Here is a 24,019-nt window from a genome sequence, read left to right on the forward strand (position 1 = left end):
AGAACCCTTAGCTTTGAAAGGGCACAGATTTATCCGTGCCACAAGTCCCGCAACTGAGGATGGCTTTAGCCGCTGAGGGATGGTTTAAGCTTTCTCAACTGATAGCAGATCCCCGCCTTACTCCGTCCATCTCCGCATAATCAGCGTCGCATTGATTCCGCCGAAGCCGAAGGAGTTCGACAGCGCCACGTCGAAGCTGTGCTTGATGGCTTTGTTTGCCACATAGTCAAGCCGGCACTCGGGATCGGGATTATCCAGGTTGATTGTGGGCGGAAGCTCCTGCTTCATTAGCGCGAGCACGGTGATGCCCGCTTCGAGTCCCCCCGCACCGCCGAGCAGATGTCCGGTCATCGACTTTGTTCCGCTGATCTTGAGCTTGTGACTCAGCGCATGTTCGCCGAACACCAGCTCGATGGCGCGCGACTCGTTTCCATCACCCGCGGGCGTCGAGGTCGCATGCGCATTCACGTAGCCCACGTCTTCCGGTTTGATCCCTGCGTCTTTCAGTGCCGCACGCATGCTGCGTTGTGCACCCGCACCGTCGGGAGCGATGCCCGTCATGTGATATGCGTCCGCACTCATGCCGTAGCCGATGACTTCACCCAGAATCTTCGCGCCGCGATTCTTCGCAAACTCGAGCTCTTCCAGAATCAGGATCCCGGCGCCTTCGCCGATCACAAATCCATCGCGATCCTTGTCGAAGGGACGGCTGGCCTTCGTCGGCTCCTCATTGCGTGTGGAAAGCGCGCGCATGGAAGCAAATCCGCCTACCGACAGCGGCGTTACAGCCGCTTCCGATCCGCCGGCAATCATCGCATCCGCATCGCCGTGCAGAATCATGCGCACCGAATCGCCAATGGAGTTGGCTGACGTCGCGCATGCCGTCGCTGTAGCGGAAATCGGCCCTCGGGCGCCATAGCGAATGCTCAATTGCCCCGCCGCCATATTCACAATCGCTGCCGGAATGAAGAAAGGCGATATCTTGCGCGGGCCGCCTGCAAGCAGATTTGCATGCTCACGCTCGATGATCTCGAACCCGCCGATGCCCGAGCCGATAAATACGCCAACGCGATCCGCGTTTTCATCGGTGATCTTCAGGCCAGACTGTTCGAGAGCCTCTTGCGTGGCAGCAAAGGCAAAATGGATGAAGCGCCCCATCTTGCGCGCTTCTTTCTTTTCAACGAAATTGAGCGGGTCAAAATTCTTGACCTCGGCGGCAAACGTGACAGGGAAGCCGGATGTGTCGAATCCCGCGATCGGGGCCATACCGCTGGCGCCCGTTACCAGTTTCTCCCACACCTCCGGTGCGGTGTTGCCCACACCGCACACCAGCCCGAGGCCGGTGATCACGACTCTTCGGTTCACCGGCTACTTGCCTTTCGATTTCTCGTTCTTTTCGATGTAATCAATCGCGTCCTTGACAGTCTTGATCTTCTCAGCGTCCTCGTCGGGAATCTCCAGATCAAACGCCTCTTCAAATTGCATTACAAGCTCCACCACGTCCAGCGAATCGGCTCCCAGGTCTTCCTGAAAGCTTGCGCCGGGGGTCACTTCGGCTTCGTCCACCTGCAACTGCTCGACGATGATCTGTTTTACCTTTTCTTCTACCGCCATGCCTGATTCTCCTCGATTCTGTTTGCCCAAAAATCCGGTTTCGATCCGGGAATTCAATCGCTTGCATTCCGCCTGCCTACAATAAAGGCATACGGCACACCAACACAACTCCGGGGTCCCCGGCGACAGGTTCACGTCGCAGGGGTAGTCCCGCCGCGCCAACAAAAGATCGCCCGGCCCCGAAACTCCAAGTCTACCGGGCGCCTCCCGGTGTGTAAAGCCAACGCAGAGTGGAAATAAGTCAATCATCTGCGCTTGCTTGAGCGTGCCTTAACTCCTCCGCAACCCCCGCGCAAAAAGCCCGGATTTCGACCCGGAATTGCACATCGAAAAGGCGTACATTAGGCGAAGAGATTCTCGGAGGCTTCCATGCAAGCTCTTACCGCCGTTCTAGCCGTTGTCGCAGGAATCTTGCTGGGCTTTTGGATCCGCACGGTCTCGACTAAACGCGAGTGGGCCCTTTTGGAGGAGCGCAATCGGGAATCTCTCGATGCGCTTGCAGCATTGCAGAAGCAGTTGACGCAAGCCCATGCGGAATCCGCAGCCCGGGCGGGCTTCGAATCGTTGGCAGCGGAGCGTGCAGCCGCGATCGCGCATGCAAACGCTGAAGTTGCTGCCCTCCGCTCTGAACTCGAATCAAAATCCACGCAAGCATCTTCATTGAATGCCCGCATCAGCCAACTCGAAGCCGACCTTCACAATGAGCGCAAGAGCCTCGGGGAGAAAGTGGAGCTTCTCGAAAATGCGAAGAAGGCCCTCGCCGATCAGTTTCAGGTGTTGGCAACCGATATTCTCGATCAAAAATCAAAATCGTTCTCCGACGGCAGCCAGAAGGAAATCGGCACTCTTCTCAACCCTCTTCGCCAACAAATTGAAGACTTCCGCAAAAAAGTGGAAGAAGCTCAGTCGGACTCGAAAACCGGTGTTACCAGACTCGAGACTCTCATTGGCTCACTGGGAAATTTGAATCAGGCCTTGACTGAAGAAGCCCGCAGTCTGACTACAGCCCTGCGTGGATCCTCAAAAGCTCAAGGCGACTGGGGCGAATTTATTCTCCGCGACCTGCTCGACAAGGCCGGTCTTCGCGAGGGCGAGCAGTACGTATTTCAACAGTCCTTCGCAGTTGAAGGTGAAAACGGCGAGCGTGCGCGTTCCGTCCGCACCGACGTGATCGTCTTCCTGCCGGGCGGGCGCAACCTCGTGATCGACTCGAAAGTTTCCCTCACCGCCTATACCGACTGCGTAAACGCCACCGACGAAGAAGCTCGCAAGGCAGCGCTTAAATTGCACATGGCCAGCATGCGCGCCCACATCTCAGGACTCGCGAAAGCCGGCTATCACAATCTTCCCGGTATCGAGGTTCCCGATTTCATTGTGATGTTTGTTCCCATCGAACCGGCATTCCTTTTGGCTCTGCAAGGAGATGGCGAGCTGTGGGCCGATGCCTACAAACATGGAATTCTTCTCGTCGGGCCCACGACATTGCTTTATGTCATTCGCATCGTGAACGTCCTGTGGCAGCAGGAACGCCAGGCCCGCAATGTGCAAAAGGTTATGGATCGCGGCACAAAGCTCTACGAGAAATTCGTGGGATTCGTCACCGATATGGAGATGATCGGCGATGGCATCCGTAAGGCCGACCAGAATTATTCACTGGCATGGAAGAAACTGGTAGAGGGCCCCGGCAACCTTGTAGGCCAGGTCGAAAAGCTCAAGCAACTCGGTATTCCTACCAACAAATCAATTCCGAGGAAGATTCTTGATCGCGCGGCTGTAGACCAGGAGGAGTTGGCCCTTGCGGCTGAAGGCGAAGAGATCGACAGCGGGATAATCTCAGGAAACGAATGACGAGGCAAATTTCTTGAGGAATATCAGCATCAAGACGCTCCCTTAGGCCCCTGATATCGCCGGCAATGGCAGATTCCTCGGGCTAGTCCCAGATGGCAGGATTTTCCTGTTACTTTCGTCCCGGAACGTCGGGGTTACCTCACCGCGATGACACCCTGGTTCCGCTTAAATTAAGATTAGGACACCGGAATACATGGGAAGTACGGTCATACTCGTCGGTGCGGTCGCGCTTGGAACTGGCCTTGTCTGTTTGATTTGCGGTTATCTTTGGGGCCGTTCCAACGTCAGGTCGCAGATCGAAGATGCGCTGGATAAGGCGCGCATCTCCGCCGACGCACGCGAATTCTCCGTGCGCGAAGAGCTCGACGACAGGATGCTGGAGCTCGCCGATCTCCGGGCTCGCGCAGAAGAACTCCCTCGTCTGCGAGAGCAAGTTGAGCAACTGACATCGGAACGAACGCGCGGCTCTGCCGGCGGAAGAGTCTTCGCTTACGCTCCGGAAAATAATGCGCCGACAGAAGAGAAGCCTCCCGAGAAAGTACAGCACCAGGTCCCAGTTCCTGAATCAACCGACAAGACCATCCAGAATCTTCTGAAATCAATCGAGGAGAGGATGAATCAAACTAATTCTCGAGACACTGTTCAGGAGAGCACGACACCTGCGGTGACTAAGTTTGCCGTTGAGATCCCCCCCACCGTCACTCAGCTGAGCAGCAAGCCGGTTCCGGCGGAATTGCCAGCGGCGAAGCCCGCCCCGGCCGTCAAGGACGAATGGCAGGAGTTTGCGGCCTCCCTCACCACCTTGAGGAATCGCCAGAAATAACGATCTTCGCTTCGCCCATCGAGAGTGAACAATCGAGAGAATGCAACTGTCTGGTTGCGCATCTCTTGAATGGCGCCGCGCAGCAAACCCCGCTCACGCGTGCCGAGCACAGCAAGGGTTATTCCAACTCTGTAAACGTCCCTCGCAGCCGCTTCCAGGTTGTGCCCAGATCTTCCGGCAGCACCCGCGTCTCCGCCACCGTCGTCATGAAGTTGGTATCGCCAATCCACCGCGGCATCGCGTGCATGTGCAGATGTCCCGCAACCCCCGCACCCGCCGCCTGGCCCAGGTTCAATCCGAAATTGAATCCATGAGGGCGGTAAAGCTGCTCCAGCGCACGCTCAGTCAATTGCGCCAGGTCCATCAGTTCGTGCGCGGCATCGGCGTCAAGTTTGGCGATGCGGTCGAGGTGCGCGTAAGGCATCACCATCACATGCCCCGAGGTGTACGGGTACGCATTGAGGCAGATGAAACAGGATTTGCCTCGCTTGACCAGCCCTCCAGCTTCTTCTGCCTCGTCCGGATCCATGCCGTGTTCAATTGCAAAATCGATGCTGGCGATCAGGTTGCAGAAAACGCAATTCAGGTCCCCCGGCCATGCATTCAGACGTGCGGGCACACCGGGCCGAGGCGCCCCATCCGCCGTCGTCACATACGCAAATCGCCATGGACTCCAGAGCTGATCCATAATCAGGCTTTGCAGCGAATCCTTTCTGCCTGCCGTCTCCGTCGCACCTCAGTATAGTGCCCTGTTCATCGTCGTCTGGATCAACAGGAACAACTCCAGATCAGCCATGCCGCGTTGACCAGACTTGAGTTTAACTTCAATGAGGGGCTCGCAAATTCTTGACCAATACAGGAACTACACACCTGTATTCGACGTCACACTTCAACGCTAAGCTCAACCGAATCTCCGCCAAACTGCACCGGCCCTGCAGCACTTTGTCATCCCCTGTTCACACCAGCCAAAGCATTGGATTGACGGGGAAAACAGACCATTGCTACACTTGAAAGCGTAGCTTCCTGCGCGGATTCCAGCAGTTAGCTGCGGCCGCCCTCCGCCAGCCGTTGCCTGCCTGGTGTTTCCTGAAGGAGACGAGTCGCTTTACCGCCAGCTCTCTGGCTGAAGCCCCGTCTCTCTAGAAACTCCACGGAAAGGGCTCTCGGTTGCCGAGGTTTCGGCCACCGGCATTGCCTCGCCACCGCGGCGAGCACATGCCAACCGTCGACAGTCGACCGTTGCCGGGCAGAATGAATCGGAGCTGCTGCATGCCAAACGTCCTCAATCCCGAACCCGAGAGCATAACCCTGAACACCGAACTCGAAACACCCACCCTAGAGCCTGCGACCGAGCTTGATGCTCCCTCGTCCGAATCCACGTCCAACCCAGAGACTGCCGAAGCACAAACTGCTGTCGAATCGCACGCGCTGGACGCCGATGCCCCAACCGAGCCTGTAGCCCAGGCCGTTCCCACACAACAGGAGCACACGGAACTTCAAGAACCCGTAGCTCACGTTGCGTCCGCGCCCCACGAACACAGCGCCGATTCTGCTGCTGATGATTTTTCAGCTGCCCTCGAAGCCTTTGAGCGCGAGCAAGCCGCTGAAGCTGCTGCCGTCGAAGCCTATGGCGACAAAGTCGTCCCCGGCACCGTACTCAAGCAGACTGAAAAGCATCTGGTTGTCGACGTAGGTCTCAAGTCCGAGGGCCTTGTGCCCATCGAACAGGTTCTCGACCACACCGGCGCGGTAAGATTCCAGCCCGGCGAAGTCATTGACGTGGTTATCGAACGCGAAGAGCCCGAGGGCGGCTATCTCGTCAGCTACGAGAAGGCCCAGCGCCTCCGCGTGTGGGACACCATTGAGAAGCATGCCAACGACAAGACCCCGATGATGGGCACTGTTGTCAGCCGCGTCAAGGGTGGTCTTACCGTTGATATCGGTTTGAAGGCTTTCCTGCCCGGCTCGCAGCTTGAGATTCGTCCCGTCCGCAACCTCGACGGCTATCTCGGCCAGCAGATTGAAGTCCGCGTCATCAAGCTCAACAAGAAGCGCGGCAACGTGGTCGTCTCCCGCAAGGAAATCCTCGAAGAAGAGCAGAACGCCAAGCGTTCCACCACTCTCGAGCATCTCGGCGAGGGCGCGGTCCTTACCGGCACCGTCAAGAACCTCACCGACTACGGCGCGTTTGTCGACCTCGGTGGCATCGACGGCCTCCTCCACATCACCGACATGAGCTGGGGACGCCTCACCCATCCCCGCGATCTGGTTAACGTCGGCGATGAGATCCAGGTCAAGGTGCTCAAGTTCGACAAAGACAAGCAGCGCGTCTCTCTCGGATTCAAGCAGCTCACGCCTGACCCGTGGCTCGATGCCTCTGAACGCTACCCCGTTGGCGCACACGTCCACGGCCGCGTTCTTTCGGTGACGGATTACGGTGCGTTCGTTGAGCTCGAGCAGGGAATCGAAGGCCTGGTTCACCTCTCTGAGATGACCTGGTCCAAGCGACTCAAGCACCCCTCCAAGCTGGTCAAGCCCGGCGATGAGGTCGACACGGTTGTCCTCAGCGTCAACCCCGCCGATCGCCGCATCTCGCTCGGCATGAAGCAGCTGATGGAGAACCCGTGGGAGAACCTCACTGAGCGTTATCCCGCCGGAACCGTTGTCGAGGGTCGCGTTCGCAACCTTACCGACTTCGGCGCCTTCATCGAAATCGAGGATGGCATCGACGGCCTCGTCCACGTCTCCAACCTGAGCTGGACAAAGCGCGTGAAACATCCTTCTGAAATCGTGAAGAAGGGCGAAAAGGTCAAGGCAGTTGTTCTCGGCGTCGAGCCGCAGAATCGCCGCCTGAGCCTCGGCATCAAGCAGCTTCAACCCGACGTGTGGGAGAGTTTCTTCGCTACCCATCGCGTTGGCGATGTGGTTCACGGCAAGGTGCTTCGCACCGCGCAGTTCGGAGCTTTCGTTGAGATCTCCGAGGGCGTTGAAGGCCTCTGCCACATCTCTGAAGCCAGCGAAGTGCCCGGCGAACCCAGCAAGCTCGAAGCCGGTCAGGAGCACGACTTCAAGATCATCAAGATCAACGTCGAAGAGAAAAAGGTGGGCCTCAGCCTGCGAGCGATATCCGGCCATGAAGCCAGTCGCTCCGAAGTTCAGGACTATAAGGCGGAAGCTCGCGGCGGCAGCCACAGACAGCCCGTCTCCAGCGGTACCACCACCCTCGGCGATCTCATCAACTGGCGCAAGAGCGAGTCTAAATAGCTCGAAAGCCCATCAACGTTAACGGCCACCCGCAAGGGTGGCCGTTTTGCATTGGCGCGAATCGATATATCACCTAATTAGGCCCGTCATTCCGAGCGGAGGTCGCCGCAGCGACCGCAGTCGAGGAACCTGCAGTTGCTTTTACTGATTGCAACGGGTCCCCTTCTGGAACCTGAGAGACCTCGAACGTCACCGGCCTACTACCGTTCGGGTGCCCCATCCTTGACGAAGTCAAGGGTGGGAAAACAAGTTCCTCCTTAAGACCCTGAAGCGAAATCTCCATCACTCCGCCCGCAGCGCCTCCACCGGATTCACCCCCGCTGCCCTCCGCGCCGGAGCCACTGCCGGGTGCCCCATCCAAGCCGCATCTTTTGCGGCTTGGGTGGGAAACCCGAACCCCAACCAGCCGCTCCTAAAGAACGATTGCGCAAAGAGCATAGATAGCGCCCGAAGAGCACTAACTCATCTAGCCCGCTACTCCGCCCGAAGCGCCTCCACCGGATTCACCCCCGCCGCCCTCCGCGCCGGAACCACTGCCGCCAGCAATCCGCAAATCACCAGCCCCAGCGGCGCCAATCCCATCGTCCACGGATCCGTAGCGCTCACGCCATACAGAAACCCATGCAGCAGCCGATTGCTCCACAACGCCAGCCCCAGGCCCATCGCCACACCCGCACCCATCAGCATCAGCGTCTGCCGCATCACCATGCCAACCACGGCACTGCGATCCGCACCCAGCGCCATCCGTATACCGATCTCCCGCGTCCGCTGCTCCACCAGGTAACTTAACAAGCCGTAGAGCCCAACCACGGTGATCAGCAGCGCCAGTCCTCCAAACGTGCCCACCACTTCCGCTGCAAGCCGTTGCGTTCCCAGCGAATCCTCCACAGCCGCCTGCATGGTGGTGAAGTCCCCAATCGCCAGCCGCGAATTCGCCTCCGCAATCTTCCGCCGCACCTCGGGAATCATCGCTCCCGGCGCAATCTCCGTCCGCACCGCGAGCTGCATAATTCTCCCCAGCAGCGCCCGATATAGCGGATTATCCGGTGTCACCTGAGCCATGCAGATGTAGAACTCCGGCTGGCTCGCAGCCGCCACATCATCCTGGTGGACATCGTCGATCACGCCCACAATCGTCGCGGCCCACGGAGTGCGCCCAACCCGTATCGGCTTACCGAGCGCTTCGCCTCCACCAAGATAGCGATTCACAAAAGTCCGATTCACCACCACCACCGGCAAGCTCGACGTTGTGTCATTCGCATCCAAAAATCTCCCGCTCCGCATGCGCACACCCAGCACCTCCATCAGCCCTGGCGAAGCCGCGCGCACCACGGCGCTGTCGTCGGCCTGCATCCAGTCGGTCTTGTACACAATCGTCTCCAACTCCACCGGATGCTCGAGTGGCATCACCGTTGACATCGCCGCACTCTCCACTCCCGGCATCTGCCGCACTGCATCCAGCACAGGCTGCCACGCCAACGTGCCGATATTCCGGCCCGTATATTCGCTCGACGACGCGGTCAAACTTGTCAGCAGAAGGTGTTCCGTGCGGAACCCGAGCGGCACATGCCGCAGCGCATACATCGTCCGCATCATCAATCCGGCGGCGGTCAGCAGCGCAATCGACAACGCAACCTCGCCCACCAGCAGAACCGCGCGTGCGCGATTCTGTCCGCGATCGCCCGCCTGCTTTCTGCCAAATCCCGCTTGCGTCCCCGTCCACGCCGCCAGCAGCGCCGGAAACATCCCGAATGCCAGCGCCGTCAAAAGAGTGAGAACCAGCAGGCTCAAAAACACTACCCAATTCAGGTGAATGTTCTGCGCAAGTGGCAGCGTCTTCCCCAGCATGTTCCGGAATGTCCGCAGCATTGCCGCCGCCAGCGCCAGTCCTCCCATCGCTCCCGCCGCACTCAGCAGCAGGCTCTCCGTCATAAACTGCGCAACAATCCGCCGCCGTCCCGCGCCCAGCGCCGACCGCACGGCAATCTCTGTCCGTCGCGCCGTCACCCGCGCCAGCAGCAGGCCGGCCACGTTGGAGCACGCAATCAGCCACACCAACCCGACCGCGATCTCCAGCGCAAACAGCGCTGGCTGCACATCATGCACCATCAGATCGTGCTTGCGCACCAGGTGCACGCGGCTTTGCTTGCCGCGTCCGACAAACTGAGCGTGCGCGTGGGCGATCTGCGCCTCGACCCTGTCGACCGGCACGCCTCCATGCACGCGCACAATCGGCTCAAATGCCGCACCATATGGATCCTTCACCGATGGTGTCATTGCACCGCGCTCCAACGGGACCCACACCGCGGGACCATCGTCGTAGACGGGATATTTAAACTCCCGAGGCATGACCCCCACCACCGTGTACCCCACACCCCCGATATGCACGGTCTTTCCCAGCACGCCGCGATCGCCCGCAAAACTGTGCTGCCACATTGCGTAGCTCAGCACCACGACATCCGGATGATCTGTCCCCTGTTCGGCGGGCAAAAATCCGCGTCCCAGCATGGGAGAAACGCCCAGCAGCGAAAACAGGTTTTCGCTGGCCGTGATCTCTGAAACCAGCACCGCGCCGGTTGGCGTATCCACAATATTCAAACCGCCGCCGCTAAACCCGATGTCAGCCGAATCTGCACTCGCCTGCTGCCATTGCCGGATCTCCGGATACGCGGCGGTCAAATGATCGTCGCTTTGGGCAGTCTGTTCGAGAGGCCCAAAAAGCTGCCGGTCCGCCGCGAAGGGAAGCGGCCTCAGCAGTACGCCGTAGCTGATAGTGAACATCGCGGTGACTGTACCGATCCCTAACGCAAGCACCAGGACCGTGAAGACCGCATACCCCGGCGCCCTCCGAAACTGCCTCGCTCCGAAGCGCAAATCGTCCCAAAGCCTTCGCGCAGCATCCACCATCTGTATCGCCCGCCTGCCTTCGATCCTACCCCGGCTGCATTCTGCCCCAGGGTTCCCACAACTCATCTCCCGCGGAGATCATCCGCGCTGTCAAGAGCCGAACTCCATCCGACGCGGTCCGGTTCCTGCCTAACCTGGCGCAAATGAGCTGATTAGCGCCACAAAATTTTCTCTGCCAACTTTGCAGGTTATTTCACCGATTTCTTCATAATGGAATTAGAAGAGCTCAGGGTGATGGAGCCGTGAATTTGTTCAGCGGCGGCTGAGAAATTTCACACGGATGATACAGACAACGGATCTGTTTGCTCATGGCCACGAACGCTGGTGCACGGTCAAACCGGTTAACCCCTGTATTTAGGAACCTCTACAGCTAAATCCAATAGCAAGAAACCTTTGCGGCGACCCTTCGCCATAACCCTCAGAAAACAAAATGCTTGCCTGAAGAGGGGGGATAATAGGGTACCTTCCGCAACCCAACGGTTGCCGATCGAACGCCGGTAACATGGATCGAGCGCGCACCGTGATGCATCGGGCAGCTCCTCCTCTATACTGAGGGAGCAACATTCATTCTTACCCTCCCGTAAATCATGGCAACAATGATTAGCCGCAAAACCGCCCCGCCCTCCGTGTCTTCGAACGCGAGTGCCTGGCAGATCATCAGTTTCACGTCGCTCAGTTTCGTCGTTTATCTCGCCATTGGACTTCCGCTGGCCATCCTGCCCGAGTACGTCCACATGCGGATGGGTTATCACGCCTCGTTGGCGGGTCTCGTCATCAGCATTCAGTACATCGCGACGTTTCTCAGCCGTCCCTGGGCCGGACGCATCTCCGATCGCAGAGGAGCAAAAATCTCCGTTCTGTGGGGCATGGGCGCATGCACCCTCAGCGGTTTCCTGATGCTCGGAGCGGCGGCTCTCCACCGTAATCCTGCATGGCTCAGTCTCACCAGCCTCATCGCCAGTCGTCTCGTGCTCGGTATCGGCGAAAGCCTCGGCTCGACGGGCGCAACGTTGTGGGGAATCTCCAGCGCAGGTCCCGAGCACACCGCCAAAGTCATCTCCTACAACGGAGTCAGCACCTACGGAGCCCTGGCCCTCGGCGCGCCGCTCGGCGTCGTCATGGAAACGCACTGGGGCCTCACCTCCGTCGCGATTCTCACCATCATCGTCTGCGCACTCGCATACGCGTGGGCAGCGCTTAAGCCGCCGGTCCCCGTCACTCCCGGCGAACATCTTCCCTTCCGCCACGTTCTCGGCCGCGTCACTCCGCACGGCATGGGCCTTGCGCTCGGCGGAGTCGGCTACAGCGCCCTCGCCACCTTCGTTACGCTTTTCTACGTGAGCCGCCACTGGAACGGTGCGGCGCTCTGCCTCACCGCATTCGGAGTAGCATTCATCGTTGCCCGCCTTCTGTTTATTCGCACCATCGGCACCTTCGGCGGTTTTCCCGTCGCGAAGGTTTGTCTTGTGGTCGAATCGCTCGGCGTGCTGCTGCTCTGGCTCTCCACATCTCCGTGGATGGCGCTGTTGGGTGCGGCTCTGACCGGCTTTGGCTATTCGCTAGTCTTTCCCGCGCTCGGGGTCGAAGCCGTCGAGCGCGTGCCAATCGAGAATCGCGGCACCGCACTCGGCGTCTACACCGTCTTCGCCGACGTTTCGTTTTTCATGGTCGGCCCGATCGCAGGCGCCGTGATCGGCCTCTTCGGTTATGCCAGCGTGTTTCTTTTCGCGCTTATCTGCGTGATCGCCGCGCTGGCCATCGTCCTCATCCTCGCGGAGAGAAAGACACGAACCGGCTTTGTACCCGCCGATTGAACCTGGGTGCCCCATCCATACGAACCGCGCAGCGGATCGAATGGGTGGGAAAGCAATAGCCTCACCCGGAATCGTCCTGCTAACTCCGCTAACGGTGCGTGAGCGCCGCTAACCAGCCGCGAAGCGGCCGCTAACTCCGCTAAACTAGAACCGTGCCGCCCACCTTTCACATCGAGAACTTCGGCTGCCGCGCTGCCCGCGCCGACGGCGAAGCGATCGGCGCCCTCCTACGCACTTCGGGAGCATCCGAAGGCGCACAGGCACTCTCCGATGTGGTCATCGTCAACACCTGCAGCGTGACCGCCGAGGCCGATCGCCAAGCCCGCGCCTACATTCGGCGCACACACCGCCTGAACCCCACGGCCCGCATCATTGCCACCGGCTGCTACGCCCAGCGCGCTCCTGAAGAACTAGCCGGCCTCGGCGGCGTCTCTGCCGTCATCGGAAACAGCCACAAAGCTCTTGCCCCCGAAATCGCGCTTCATCTTTCGTCCGTGTCAGGGCACGACTTCAGTCTTGCGGCAAATGCCGCTCAAAGGGAATGGGCTCCAGCCCTTGAGGATACTTCGCCGGTCGTTACCATCTCCGAGCTGCTCAACGCATCGAGTCACCCGCTCATCCTGGCCGACGACATCTTCGCCCACTCCTTCCTTGAAGAAGCGCCGATCACGCCCGGTGTGCAGACGCGCCCGAATCTCAAGATTCAGGAAGGCTGCTCGAACCGCTGTTCATTCTGCGTCATTCCCCAAACCCGCGGCCGTTCGCGCAGCCTCTCCGCCGAATCGGTCCTGGCACACGTCCGCAGCTTCGTCGCTGCCGGCGGTAACGAACTTGTGCTATCGGGAATCAACCTCGGCCGGTGGGGCCGCGATCTCGATCCGGAACAGTCGCCGATCCGCACATTCGCCGCGCTCGTCCGCACCATCCTCGAACAGACCAGCCTGCCAAGATTGCGCTTGAGTTCCATCGAGCCGATGGACTGGGACGCTGATCTTATCGGCCTCATGGCCGAATATGGAGGCACGAACCTCGCGCGTCATGCGCACCTTCCGCTGCAATCGGGATCAGACTCCGTGCTGCGCCGCATGTATCGCCGCTACCGCCCCTGGCACTATGCAGACAAGGTCTCCGAATTACTCAGTGCGGCCGGCTCCTCGCTCACGCTCGGTGCCGACGTCATGGTTGGATTCCCAGGCGAAACCGACCGTGAATTCGAGGAAACCTGCGCCTTCATTCGCGCGCTTCCCTTCGGTTACCTGCATCTTTTCCCGTTTTCGCCCCGCCCCGGCACGCGCGCATGGACGCTTCACGCCGCTTCGCCAGTGCCGGTTGCGATCGTCAACGAGCGGATGGCGGTTCTTCGCGCTCTCAACTCCAAAAAGACCCGTGCGCACCGCAGCCAATTCATCGGTTCCGAGTTGGAGGCCATTACCCTCAATACGGCGAAGGGTCTCGCTCCCGCACACCGCACGTCCGCTCTTACTGAGAACTTCCTGCCGGTGGAACTCGCCATCAACCTTCCAGCCAATCAACTCATCCGCCTGCGCGTGACCGGACTGGATGCCGATAACACGCTGCTGGCAATGCCTGTCCCCTCTGGCGCTTGCGGTTCCGATTCCCAACTCGATACGATTCCCGTTTCCGCCGAAGCAGCCCTCGAAACCGCCTTTTAATCCATGGCTCTGCGGTCGGCTTTGGCATCAAACCAGTGCTATACTCAGGGTGCGTTCGCGCGCCCCGTTTGAACGCCGGAAGCTCTCCGGCAAAGGCACGCAACAACTTTGGAGGATGTACCATCGCACTCGATAAACGCTCGGCTAAGTCTTTTATCCGCATCAACGATCGCATTCGCGCCCGCGAAATCCGCGTGATCGACGAAAACGGCGAACAAATGGGCATCCTGGCCCCGTTCGAAGCGCTCAAAATCGCCCGTGAGCGCGGCCTCGACCTGGTCGAAGTCTCACCCAACGCCATCCCGCCTGTCTGCCGCATCCAGGACTACGGCCGCTTCCTCTACGAGAAGGAAAAGTCGGATCGCGCCGCCAAGAAGAAGCAGAAGATCATCGTCGTCAAGGAAGTCAAATTCTCCGTCACCGTCGACGAGCATGACTACCAGACCAAGAAGAATCAGGCCGTCAAGTTCCTTGCAGGCGGCGACAAGGTCAAGGCAAGTCTTCGTTTCCGCGGCCGCCAGATGGCCCATCGCGATCTGGGATACAACATCATCAATCGCCTCATTCAGGACATAGGCGATTCGGGTGTGGTCGAATTCATGCCGCGCATGGAAGGCACGATTCTGCACGCGATCATCGCGCCCAGCAAGCGTCCCGAAGGCCAGAAGCCGAAGCCACCTGCACCCCCGCAGCAACCGCAGCAAGCGCGCCCCCCGGCCCCGCCAGCTCAATAAAAAATTGCAAAAGTAAAGGCCGTCCACCAAAGACGGCCTTTTACTTTTGCATAACGCGGGACTCGCTAACTTGATAACTCGCGAACCGCGAAGCGCGCTGACTTGCTAATTTGTATTCCCCGCCGACCCCGCTTCGCCGTTGTATTCTGCTGCCATGCTCGGATTCAGGCTGGTTCTTCCCCTCGTCTGCTGTGTTGTTGCATCATCGCTCCTCGCCGCTCAATCAGGCGCCCCCGCAGCGTCCTCGTCGCAAACCGCTCCACACTTTCCGACGAACGAAGATCTGCGGCATTTCAAAGCTCTCTCAACGCCACAGCTCTCGCCTGACGGAACGGAGGTGCTCTTTTCCGTCACGCATGCCACGGCCGACGGCGCGGCAAGCCATCTCTGGATTGTTTCGACCGCGGCAGCCAGCACCGAAAAACCCCGTCAGCTCACCTTCTCGCCGCCCGCCGATAAGCGCGGCGAACACAACGCGCAGTGGGCTCCCGACAGCTCCTCGATCTTCTTTCTCGCCAAGCGCGGCGAAAACACGCAGCTATTCCGCCTCGATCTGCGCGGCGGCGAAGCCTCACCCTACGATCTCAAGATCCTTCCTCCCGTTGACGTCTCGAAAGACAAGGACGCCATCAATCCGCCGCCCGCGCCCGAGTCGAGCGATAAAGATCAAGATAAGAAATCCTCAGGAGCAAGCGCCGAAAAAAAGCCTGCGGATACAAAACCTCAACCGGTCGCAATTGACGTTGCCGGATTCACCATCAGCGACGACGGTAAATATCTCGCGCTCTGGGCGCACGATCCTGAGACGCCCGGCGAGAAGAAGCAGAAGGATGCGAAGATCGACGCCTCCTGGGTCAATCATGAGCGGCACCTCACGCGGCTCTACGTGGCCACGTTCAAGGCCGACGGTGCAATCGACGGTGACCTGAAAACTGTCGACGTTCCGCCGGATGTCCACGGCGCTGTCTGGTCTCCTGTCGCCGACAAGCTCTTCACTGTGACAGAAGCACCGAACGATGCCTCCGATCTCGGTCCAGCAGGCACGGCCTGGCTTGTCGACGTAACCGCGCCTGCCAAGCCCATCAAGCTCGAATCGGTTCCTGCGACGGTCAGCGGCGGTAATTGGAATGAAAATGGCAGTTCCATCGTCTTTGCAGCGGCGACTCCCGACGATGCGCCTCCGGGCTATGACGATCTCTACACGATCGCGACGGGATCTGCAGACGCGAAGCCGCTGAATCTTACCCGAGGATTCACAGGACAATTCAGGGGCCAGGGAGTCTTCCCGGCGCCAGATGGCGCCATTATTGCGCCAGTAGCGATCGGAACACGCAACGCAGTCGTCCACATTACAGTGGGACCGGATGCTGCGAAGACACAGGTGAGCGCCATTGATCTCGGCTCCAGCGTCGTCTCCGGCCTCAGCACCAATCGCAAGCAGACCGGCTGGGTCTGGCTCGGAGATTCGGGTGGGCATCCCATGCAACTCTGTTATGCCGCGAAACTCGGCGATACCTGCACAGTACTTCCCACGCCCGAACTTGCGCCCACCAGCCTCCGCACCGTCACTCCCCAGCTTGTCCACTGGAAGTCCGGCGCCTTTACGATTGAAGGTCTGCTTTATCTTCCGCCCGACTCCGGTTCAGCAAAAATTCCTCTTGTCGTTGATGTCCATGGCGGACCCTTCGGCGCGTGGGAAGACCGCAGTGATCCCTTCGCCGACTTTCTCATCGGTCAGGGCTGGGCCGTCCTTCGCCCCAACCCCCGCGGCTCTTCCAATTACGGCGTCAAGTTTGCAGCCGCCAACAAGAACGATCTGGGCGGCGGCGACTACCAGGACGTGATGGCCGGAGTTGACTACGTTCTCGCCCACAACTCGATCGATCCAACGCGCTTGGCGCTGATGGGCTACAGCTACGGTGGCGAGATGGCCGGATTCGTTGAAGGCAAAACCGACCGATTCAAAGCCGTCATCAGCGGCGCGCCCGTCATCGATCAGTTCAGCGAATACGGCACCGAGGGAGGCTCGTGGTACGACCGCTGGTATTACGGCAAGCCGTGGGAGCACATGAACGACGCATGGCGGCAGAGTCCGCTTTCCGGCGCGGCGCATGCGAAGACCCCCTTCATGTTGATTCAGGGTCAAAACGACACTACCGACCCCGTTGGCCAGGCAGAGGAAATGTATCGTGCACTCCGCCAGGAAGGCGTTCCAGTCGAGCTCGTGACCTATCCGCGCGAAAACCACGGTCCGCTTGCCATCGGGATGCTCGGTCACCCGTCGCCCGAACCCTGGCATGGCTATGATGTCCGACAGCGGATCGTCTCGTTTATCAACGCTGCGTTCTCGCCAACTCCACCGCCATCGACAGTCCTCGCAAAACCATAGCGGCGAAGGTGCGAGAGAAGGGTTGCAGCACCAGTGATCCGGGTGCCTCATCCTTGACGGCATCAAGGATGAGAAAGCACGAATGCCAGTCCGTTGGCCAGACTGCTAACCTCGTAACCCATCACAAGAGCCGCTGGCGCCGCGTGCTATTCTCCCTGTCGATATGCGAATCGCGCGTTGCACGCTGCCTGTTCTTTTGCTCCTCGCCATCCTCGGCATTCTCAGTCTGTCCGCGCAACCAGGTGCGGCGCCACACCTCGAGAAACGCGGCTCTGCCACGCATCTCATCGTCGACGGCAAGCCTTTCCTCATTCTGGGCGGCGAACTGCACAACTCGTCTTCGTCCAGCCTCGCTTACATGAAGCTGCTTTGGCCGCAACTCGCCGCCATGGGCCTCAACACCGTTGTCACCCCGGTTAGTTGGGAACTCATAGAGCCCGTCGAAGGCAAGTACGATTTCACACTCGTTGATGGTCTTCTCAGTCAGGCACGCGACGCCCACGAGCGTGTTGTCTTTCTTTGGCTCGCCACATGGAAGAACGGCATGTCAAGCTACGCACCGGTGTGGGTCAAGCAGGATACAAAACGGTTCTCGCGGGTTGTCGTGAAAGGCAAGGAAGTCGAACTCCTCAGCCCGGTAACCGCAGCCACTCAACAGGCAGACGCCCGCGCATTCGCTGCGCTGATGCAGCAGATCCACCAAGTCGACGCCCAGGATCATACCGTGCTCATGATGCAGGTAGAAAACGAAGTCGGCGTCCTGGGTGACTCGCGCGACCGTTCGCCTGCAGCCGATCGCGCCTTCGCATCGCCAGTCCCCGCCGAATTAACGCGCTACCTCAAAGAACACCACGACACGCTCTATCCGCGGTTGCGCGAACTATGGGATGCAAACGGCGGAAAGACCGCCGGCACATGGCCTGAGATTTTCGGCAACTCAAGTCGCGCCGATGAGATCTTCATGGCATGGGATTACGCACGCTTTATTCACGCCGTCACCGTGGCCGGCAAATCCGCCTACGACATACCCATGTATGTGAACACGTGGCTCGCAGAAAACGACGCAGAGCCCGGCAGCTTTCCCAGTGGAGGTCCCGAGCCTTGGGTGGTCGACATCTGGCGTGCCGCCGGTTCAGCGATCGATTTCTATGCACCTGACCTCTACGCGCCCGACTTCGTCTACTGGTGCCGCCAGTATCACCGCGACGGCAACCCGCTCTTCATGCCGGAGACTCGCGGCGGCACTCCCGGTGCAGCAAACGTTTTTTATGCCGTTGGCGAAGAAGCTGGATTCGGTTTCTCCCCTTTCGCGATCGAAGACGATATGGACCCAAAACAGGATCTTGCCTCCAGCTATCGGGCCATCGATGCACTTGCTCCACTTCTGCTTGAACAGCAGGCCGCCGGCGCTGTCCACGGTTTCGTCCTCGACGAGCGACACCCCACCGCCGACTTCACGCTGAACGGCATTGCATTGCATGTCAGTATCGATGAGATCTTTGGCCAACATGCCCAGTCCGGTTATGGCCTGATCATGGCGACGGCCCCTGATGAATTCATCGGTGCCGGCAAAGGCTTTCGCGTCTCCGTTGCGTCCGCGTCAGCCGGTGAATCGCGGTTTGGTATCGCCTCAATCGACGAGGGAACATTTGAGGATGGCAAATGGATTCCCGGCCGTCGTTTGAATGGCGACGAAAACGACCAGGGAAGTTTCTGGCGCTTCGATGCTCGCCACCTCAAGACCGAAAAAATGAAGGTATATCTTTTCGACTGACCGCCGAGTCCGCAACACTCGCCGTGAATCAATGAGTCATCCACTTCACCAGCAGGAAGATCTCGCCTGCAAGAAACAGCGAACCGAAGATAGGCTTGTTGTTCCGCGCCAGCCACAACGGCAAATAAATGTCGAAATCGTCGGCGCGTTCTTCGGTATAGGCTGCAGCCAAATTCGTCAAAGGACAACGGCACCGGTTTACTGCCAGGATCAAACACTCCGCGAGAACCACTCCGCTGAGAATCGCTGCAACTCGGAACTGCTTGACCTCTGCCGCAACAGGAATCGCTACAATACACGCGACGAAACACAGCCAGACGACCGTATGTAGCATCTTGATAATAATCAAGATAGACGAATTTCTAGCCTGCGTTTTCACACGTCTGAGTCTAAGGGCTCGTGCGATGATTCAGCTGTGACGGATGAACGGTTCCGCATCTCTCGACTCGAGAAGTCTCCATCCCTCCCGTAACTCCACTTGGGTTATACTGATAAGAGCCTTCCCAGAAGCGGGGAAACCCCTGTTTCGCGAGGTGTTCGGTGTGGCCATGAGGCCTCATCCAAAACGAGAAGAAAATGCCCAAGTTGAAAACCCATACGGGCGCGAAAAAGCGCTTCAGCAAGACTGGCACCGGCAAAATCAAGCGGCACCAGACCAAGACGCGCCATATCCTTTCGTCCAAATCGCCAAAAGTGAAACGCAAGCTCGGCAAGATGGTGCTTGTTTCTGATGGCGACTACGCGAAGGTAGCGCGCATGATTCCTTACGCCTGAGCGTGCGAAAGCACCTGGGCCGGAGAAATGGCCCCCGCCGGAAAGAAATGCGTCCTGACCGGCGAGAGATTCAGGCTTGAACGAGCGAGTGAAGAGGTGTACCGCCAGACCCCAAAGTCTTGGCCTCCTGCCTCCAGCCGCGATGACCAACGAACGCAAAATGGAGAACACCAATGCCCCGCGTAAAACGTAGTACGAAGCGGAATGACCGCCGCAAGAAGATCCTGAAAAGGGCGAGCGGTTACTTCCTTACCAAGTCCAAGCTCTACCAGGCAGCGCAGGAAGCCGTCGAGCGCGGCCTCAAGTTCGCCTACACCGGCCGCAAGCAGAAAAAGCGCCAGTTCCGCTCACTCTGGATCGTGCGCATTTCTGCCGCCGCCAAGCTCAACGGCACCAGCTATTCGCAGTTCATCAATGGACTGAAGAAAGCTGGCATTGAGCTCGACCGCAAGGTCCTCTCCGACATCGCTATTCACGATGCAGCAGCCTTTACCAAGCTGGTGGAGCAGGCGAAAGCCGCTCTCGCCAGCAGCACAAAAGCCGCCTAAAGCCCGAGCTGCACTTGAGACTCATCAACGGCCCGGAGCTTAGCTTCGGGCCGTTTGCTGTTTGTGTCCCATTCAATCCAACGCTGCACAATGATTTATTCTTGGCTTTCGCAATGACAAACGAAGATATACCGAATCTGCCGGAGTACAACGACTCCGCTCTCGACCAGGCCTTTGCCGCACTCGCTAAACAGGCCACGGACGAAGCCGCCGCCTTCTCCAGTCCTGACGATCTTGAAGCTTTCCGTCTGCGCTGGGTCGGCCGCAAGCAGGGCCGGCTCAACGACGTCTCCGCCCGCTGGCTCAAGGCTGCTCCGCCGGCTGCGAAGAAGGCCGTCGGCGAGCGCTTCAAAATGCTCAAGGAACTGGTCGAAGGCCTCATTGATCAAGCCTCCGGATCTGGTCCGAGTGATGCTGCGTTGGCCGCTGAGTCCGTCGATATTACTCTGCCCGGCACGCGCCGCCTTACCGGAGCCGAGCACCCCATTACGCGCACGATGAATGAGATCGTCTCGGTCTTCGCGTCTTTGGGCTATTCGGCAGGCGTCGGCCCGGAAGTTGAAACCGACTTCTACAACTTCGAGTCGATGAACTTCCCGCCCGGCCATCCCGCGCGCGACACGCAGGACACGCTCGTCATCGCGAACCAGGAACGCCGGTCTCAGCGCGATCGCCTGCTCTTGCGCACGCACACCTCGCCCGTGCAGATGCGCACCATGGAGCAGCAGCCGCCCCCCATCCGCATCGTGATTCCCGGCAAGGTCCATCGCAACGAAGCGCAGGACGCAACGCATTCGGCCATCTTTCACCAGGTAGAAGGCCTCTGCGTTGATACCAACATCACCTTCAGCGATCTCAAGGGCACCCTCGACCACGCCATGAAGGCGCTGTTTGGCTCGTCTGTCAAAACGCGTTTCTTCCCATCGTTTTTCCCGTTCACCGAGCCGAGCGCAGACGTGCAGATCAGCTGCATTTTCTGCGGCGGAAAGGGTTGCCGCAAGTGCAAGCACTCCGGTTGGATCGAACTGCTGGGGTGCGGCATGGTTGATCCAGCGGTTTTCGCATTCGCCGCGGAGAAACAGGCCGCCTACGATCCGAAGAAGATCAGTGGCTTTGCCTTCGGCATGGGCGTTGAACGCATAGCCATGATGAAGTATGGCATCAGCGAAATCGGCCAGTTCTACGCAGGAGATATGCGGTTCTTGAGTCAGTTTGCATAAGAAGCGGAGTTAGCGGTGTTCGACGCGCTGTGCGCGGTTAGCGGAGTTAGAAATGGCAAGACCGAGATCTTATCGAGACTTGATAGTGTGGCAGAAGTCTATGAAATTGGCGCGAGCTGCGTATCAATTGAGCGATGGCCTGCCGAAGAAAGAAGCATTTGGACTTATCGCTCAACTCAGGCGTGCAGCGGTTTCTGTTCCCAGTAACATCGCTGAAGGCCATGGCAGGCTGACCGATTTACAATTCCGTCATTTTCTCGGAAATGCAAGAGGCTCGCTCTACGAATTGCAGACACAAATTGAGTTGGCGCGAGACTTGGGCTTTCTCGATGCCGAGAGGGTATCGGAATTCATGGAGCAAGGCTCAGAAGTAGCTCGACTGATAAACGGCCTGATCGCCTCGATGCGGGAAATGAAGCAATCGGCCTCCGGAGCGCTAACTCCGCTAACTGCGCGAAGCGCAGCTAACCCCGCTAGCACCGCTAAAAAGGTACTCCACCAATGAAAATTCTGACTAAATGGCTTCGCAGTTATTTACCCGAGCTTCCCGTCTCAGACACGCAGCTCGCCGAAGACCTCACCCTCCGCGGCATCGCCGTCGAAGGTATATTCGATCTCGGCCCTGGCAACGGCTCGCTCTACGAGATGGACATTACAACCAACCGCGTCGACGCCATGAACCACTACGGCATCGCGCGCGAGGCCGCGACCATCTACGGTGTTGCTCTCAAGCCCCTCGACACGAAACTTCCCGCAGTCACTCTCCCTTCCAATCCCTTCTCCGTAAAGATTGAAGCCGAAGACGCCTGTGGCCACTTCACCGCCCGTGTCCTGCGCGACATCACTATCGGCAACTCACGCGACTGGTTCCCCGGTGCGGAAGTCTCCACTTACTTCGGCCTTCTCGAGCAGAAGCAGATCTCCAACGCCGTCGACGCCACTAACTTCGCATGGCTCGCTATTGGCCAGCCCACCCACGCCTTCGACCTCGACAAGATTGAGGGCGGCATCATCGTCCGCCGCGCCCGCAAAGGCGAAAAGCTCAAGACCCTCGACGGCGTCGAGCGCACGCTTGATCCCGAAGACCTCGTCGTCGCCGACCACGCGAAGCCGCTCGGCCTCGGCGGCGTCATGGGCGGCTGGGACACCATGATTACGCCCGACACCAAGAACGTCCTGGTCGAAGCCGCATGGTTCGAGCCCATGGCCGTACGCCGCACTGCGCGCCGCCACGGCCTCCACACAGATGCGAGCCATCGCTTCGAACGCGGTGCCGACTTCAACGCCGGGCCCGTCGCTTCCGCCATCGTCAGCCGCATCCTGCTCGCCAACGGCGGTAGTATCGAGGGCGACCTCGTCGACGTGCGCGTGCCTGCGTGGGAAACTCGCACATCCAACCGCCAGCCGATCACGCTCGCACTCAGCGAAGTCCATCGCATCCTCGGCAAGACGGAAGACAAGGAAGGGATCACCGCGCCCCTCGTTGAATCAACCCTTACCGGTCTCGGCTGCGCCCTCACCTCGCCTCCAGGCTCATCCAAAGAGCGAAAGGTGTGGAACTCCACTCTTCCCAGCTGGCGGCTCGACCTCGAGCGCGAAATCGATCTCATCGAAGAAGTCGCACGCGTCTACGGATACAACCGCTTTGCCAACACGCTCCCCGCATTCGGAGAAGGTGTAAAAGCCCTGCCGTGGGCCGAAGCAGAATCGACCGTTCGCCGTACCCTGCTTGCTGCCGGGTTCCATGAAGCCATCGCCAGCACGTTCTGCTCTGCGGCGGATGCCGCGCTTGCGGCGCCTATCCCGGGTCAGGTCGTGCCTATCGGCAATCCGCTCAGCGACGAAGCCGGTGTACTGCGCCCATCGCTCGTCCCGGGCATGCTCGCGGCCGTTGCCGGAAATCTTCATCGCGATGTCAGCGACGTGCGCCTCTTTGAACTCGGGACGGTCTTCAGCGGAACCACAGAGAAAGTCGAAGAACGTCCTGCGCTCGCATTCGGCGCCGTGGGAACTCTCCCTGACATAAGCGCCCTTCATCCAGCCCGCGCCCTTGATTTCCACGACGTCAAAGGTGTTGTCGAACAAATCCTCTCGCGCTTCCAGGTGTGTACTGTTTACTTCGACCGATTTCCGCCCGAGTCCGGCCTCGCGCCCGCGTGGTTGCATCCGTATCGCAGTGCGCGGGTCGTCGCCGACGGTCTCACCGTCGGATGGTTCGGACAGTTACATCCGAATGAGGCAACCGCCCGAAAAATCAAGGACGCCGTCCTTGTGGGCGAAATTTACCTCGAACGCCTCTACAAGCTGTCTTTGCGCAAGGTCGCCGCGCGCGATATTTCCCGCTTCCAGCCTGTGCGTCGCGATTTTTCGCTGGTCCTCGATCAGAAGATTTCCTGGGAACGCATCGATCATGCACTCGCATCTCTGGGGATTCCAGAACTGGTCGACTGGCGCGCCCGCGAAGTTTTTCGCGATGCCCGTCTCGGTGCACAGGACTATGCACTGCTCGTCAGCGCCACCTTCCAGGCCCCCGACCGCACTCTCCGCGAAGAGGAACTTCAATCGTTCCAAGCGCAAGTACTCGAGGCGGTCAACAGAGCCGGCGCGCGGCTGCGAACCTAATTACACACCTGGTGG

18 protein-coding genes are annotated in these 24,019 nt (G+C 59.2%); 13 read left to right on the top strand and 5 right to left on the bottom strand.

Annotated features, from left to right (window positions below):
• Positions 1-117: 117 nt before the first annotated feature.
• Together fabF and acpP are read right to left on the bottom strand one after the other, a co-directional pair.
• Entirely contained in the window at positions 118-1,365 is a 1,248-nt protein-coding gene (fabF, locus tag VK574_RS08750) for a beta-ketoacyl-ACP synthase II (protein ID WP_472799459.1), read from the bottom strand.
• Positions 1,366-1,368: 3 nt separating this feature from the next.
• A complete protein-coding gene (gene acpP / locus VK574_RS08755) occupies positions 1,369-1,614 on the bottom strand; it encodes an acyl carrier protein (protein WP_472799460.1) in 246 nt (81 codons plus the stop codon).
• A 369-nt stretch (positions 1,615-1,983) separates the two neighbouring features.
• Between acpP and VK574_RS08760 the strand changes: the two genes are divergently transcribed.
• Complete coding sequence (locus VK574_RS08760) at positions 1,984-3,462, top strand: DNA recombination protein RmuC (protein ID WP_472799461.1); 1,479 nt, start codon at positions 1,984-1,986, stop codon at positions 3,460-3,462.
• 193 nt (positions 3,463-3,655) lie between these two features.
• A complete protein-coding gene (locus VK574_RS08765; RefSeq protein ID WP_472799462.1) occupies positions 3,656-4,285 on the top strand; it encodes a hypothetical protein in 630 nt (209 codons plus the stop codon).
• Positions 4,286-4,403: 118 nt separating this feature from the next.
• On the opposite strand, the gene VK574_RS08770 is transcribed toward VK574_RS08765, so the two are convergent.
• Positions 4,404-4,973: an HIT family protein gene (locus VK574_RS08770; RefSeq protein WP_472799463.1), complete on the bottom strand. Its 570-nt coding sequence runs from the start codon at positions 4,971-4,973 to the stop codon at positions 4,404-4,406.
• Between the two features lie 581 nt (positions 4,974-5,554).
• Here VK574_RS08770 and VK574_RS08775 point away from each other — a divergent pair.
• On the top strand, positions 5,555-7,549 hold the full coding sequence (locus VK574_RS08775) for a 30S ribosomal protein S1 (RefSeq protein ID WP_472799464.1): 1,995 nt from the start codon (positions 5,555-5,557) through the stop codon (positions 7,547-7,549).
• Positions 7,550-8,023: 474 nt separating this feature from the next.
• Here VK574_RS08775 and VK574_RS08780 read toward each other — a convergent pair whose 3' ends face one another.
• Positions 8,024-10,456: an ABC transporter permease gene (locus VK574_RS08780; RefSeq protein ID WP_472799465.1), complete on the bottom strand. Its 2,433-nt coding sequence runs from the start codon at positions 10,454-10,456 to the stop codon at positions 8,024-8,026.
• A 587-nt stretch (positions 10,457-11,043) separates the two neighbouring features.
• Between VK574_RS08780 and VK574_RS08785 the strand changes: the two genes are divergently transcribed.
• The 5 genes from VK574_RS08785 to VK574_RS08805 all read left to right on the top strand — a co-directional run bounded on the left by VK574_RS08785 (position 11,044) and on the right by VK574_RS08805 (position 18,840).
• Positions 11,044-12,270 carry an MFS transporter gene (locus tag VK574_RS08785; protein ID WP_472799466.1) on the top strand — a complete coding sequence of 409 codons (1,227 nt, stop codon included), beginning with the start codon at positions 11,044-11,046 and terminating at the stop codon, positions 12,268-12,270.
• 152 nt (positions 12,271-12,422) lie between these two features.
• Positions 12,423-13,943 carry a MiaB/RimO family radical SAM methylthiotransferase gene (locus tag VK574_RS08790; protein WP_472799467.1) on the top strand — a complete coding sequence of 507 codons (1,521 nt, stop codon included), beginning with the start codon at positions 12,423-12,425 and terminating at the stop codon, positions 13,941-13,943.
• Positions 13,944-14,011: 68 nt separating this feature from the next.
• Positions 14,012-14,677 carry a translation initiation factor IF-3 gene (gene infC, locus VK574_RS08795; protein WP_472799468.1) on the top strand — a complete coding sequence of 222 codons (666 nt, stop codon included), beginning with the start codon at positions 14,012-14,014 and terminating at the stop codon, positions 14,675-14,677.
• A gap of 154 nt (positions 14,678-14,831) precedes the next feature.
• Positions 14,832-17,066 (top strand): S9 family peptidase, encoded by a 2,235-nt coding sequence (locus VK574_RS08800; protein WP_472799469.1) that lies wholly within the window; start codon positions 14,832-14,834, stop codon positions 17,064-17,066.
• Positions 17,067-17,229: 163 nt separating this feature from the next.
• On the top strand, positions 17,230-18,840 hold the full coding sequence (locus VK574_RS08805) for a GH35 family beta-galactosidase (protein WP_472799470.1): 1,611 nt from the start codon (positions 17,230-17,232) through the stop codon (positions 18,838-18,840).
• Between the two features lie 28 nt (positions 18,841-18,868).
• On the opposite strand, the gene VK574_RS08810 is transcribed toward VK574_RS08805, so the two are convergent.
• Positions 18,869-19,189 carry a hypothetical protein gene (locus VK574_RS08810; protein ID WP_472799471.1) on the bottom strand — a complete coding sequence of 107 codons (321 nt, stop codon included), beginning with the start codon at positions 19,187-19,189 and terminating at the stop codon, positions 18,869-18,871.
• A 227-nt stretch (positions 19,190-19,416) separates the two neighbouring features.
• On the opposite strand from VK574_RS08810, the gene rpmI reads away from it, so the two are divergent.
• The 5 genes from rpmI to pheT all read left to right on the top strand — a co-directional run bounded on the left by rpmI (position 19,417) and on the right by pheT (position 24,004).
• Positions 19,417-19,614: a 50S ribosomal protein L35 gene (rpmI, locus tag VK574_RS08815; protein ID WP_348264890.1), complete on the top strand. Its 198-nt coding sequence runs from the start codon at positions 19,417-19,419 to the stop codon at positions 19,612-19,614.
• A 173-nt stretch (positions 19,615-19,787) separates the two neighbouring features.
• Positions 19,788-20,162 carry a 50S ribosomal protein L20 gene (gene rplT / locus VK574_RS08820; protein WP_472799472.1) on the top strand — a complete coding sequence of 125 codons (375 nt, stop codon included), beginning with the start codon at positions 19,788-19,790 and terminating at the stop codon, positions 20,160-20,162.
• A 113-nt stretch (positions 20,163-20,275) separates the two neighbouring features.
• On the top strand, positions 20,276-21,382 hold the full coding sequence (gene pheS, locus VK574_RS08825; protein WP_472799473.1) for a phenylalanine--tRNA ligase subunit alpha: 1,107 nt from the start codon (positions 20,276-20,278) through the stop codon (positions 21,380-21,382).
• A gap of 100 nt (positions 21,383-21,482) precedes the next feature.
• A complete protein-coding gene (locus tag VK574_RS08830; RefSeq protein WP_472799474.1) occupies positions 21,483-21,887 on the top strand; it encodes a four helix bundle protein in 405 nt (134 codons plus the stop codon).
• Complete coding sequence (gene pheT / locus VK574_RS08835; protein WP_472799475.1) at positions 21,884-24,004, top strand: phenylalanine--tRNA ligase subunit beta; 2,121 nt, start codon at positions 21,884-21,886, stop codon at positions 24,002-24,004. The genes VK574_RS08830 and pheT overlap by 4 nt, the downstream gene beginning before the upstream one ends.
• Positions 24,005-24,019 lie beyond the last annotated feature (15 nt).

Source organism: Occallatibacter sp. (assembly GCF_035317045.1).
Taxonomy (GTDB): Bacteria; Acidobacteriota; Terriglobia; order Terriglobales; family Acidobacteriaceae; genus Telmatobacter.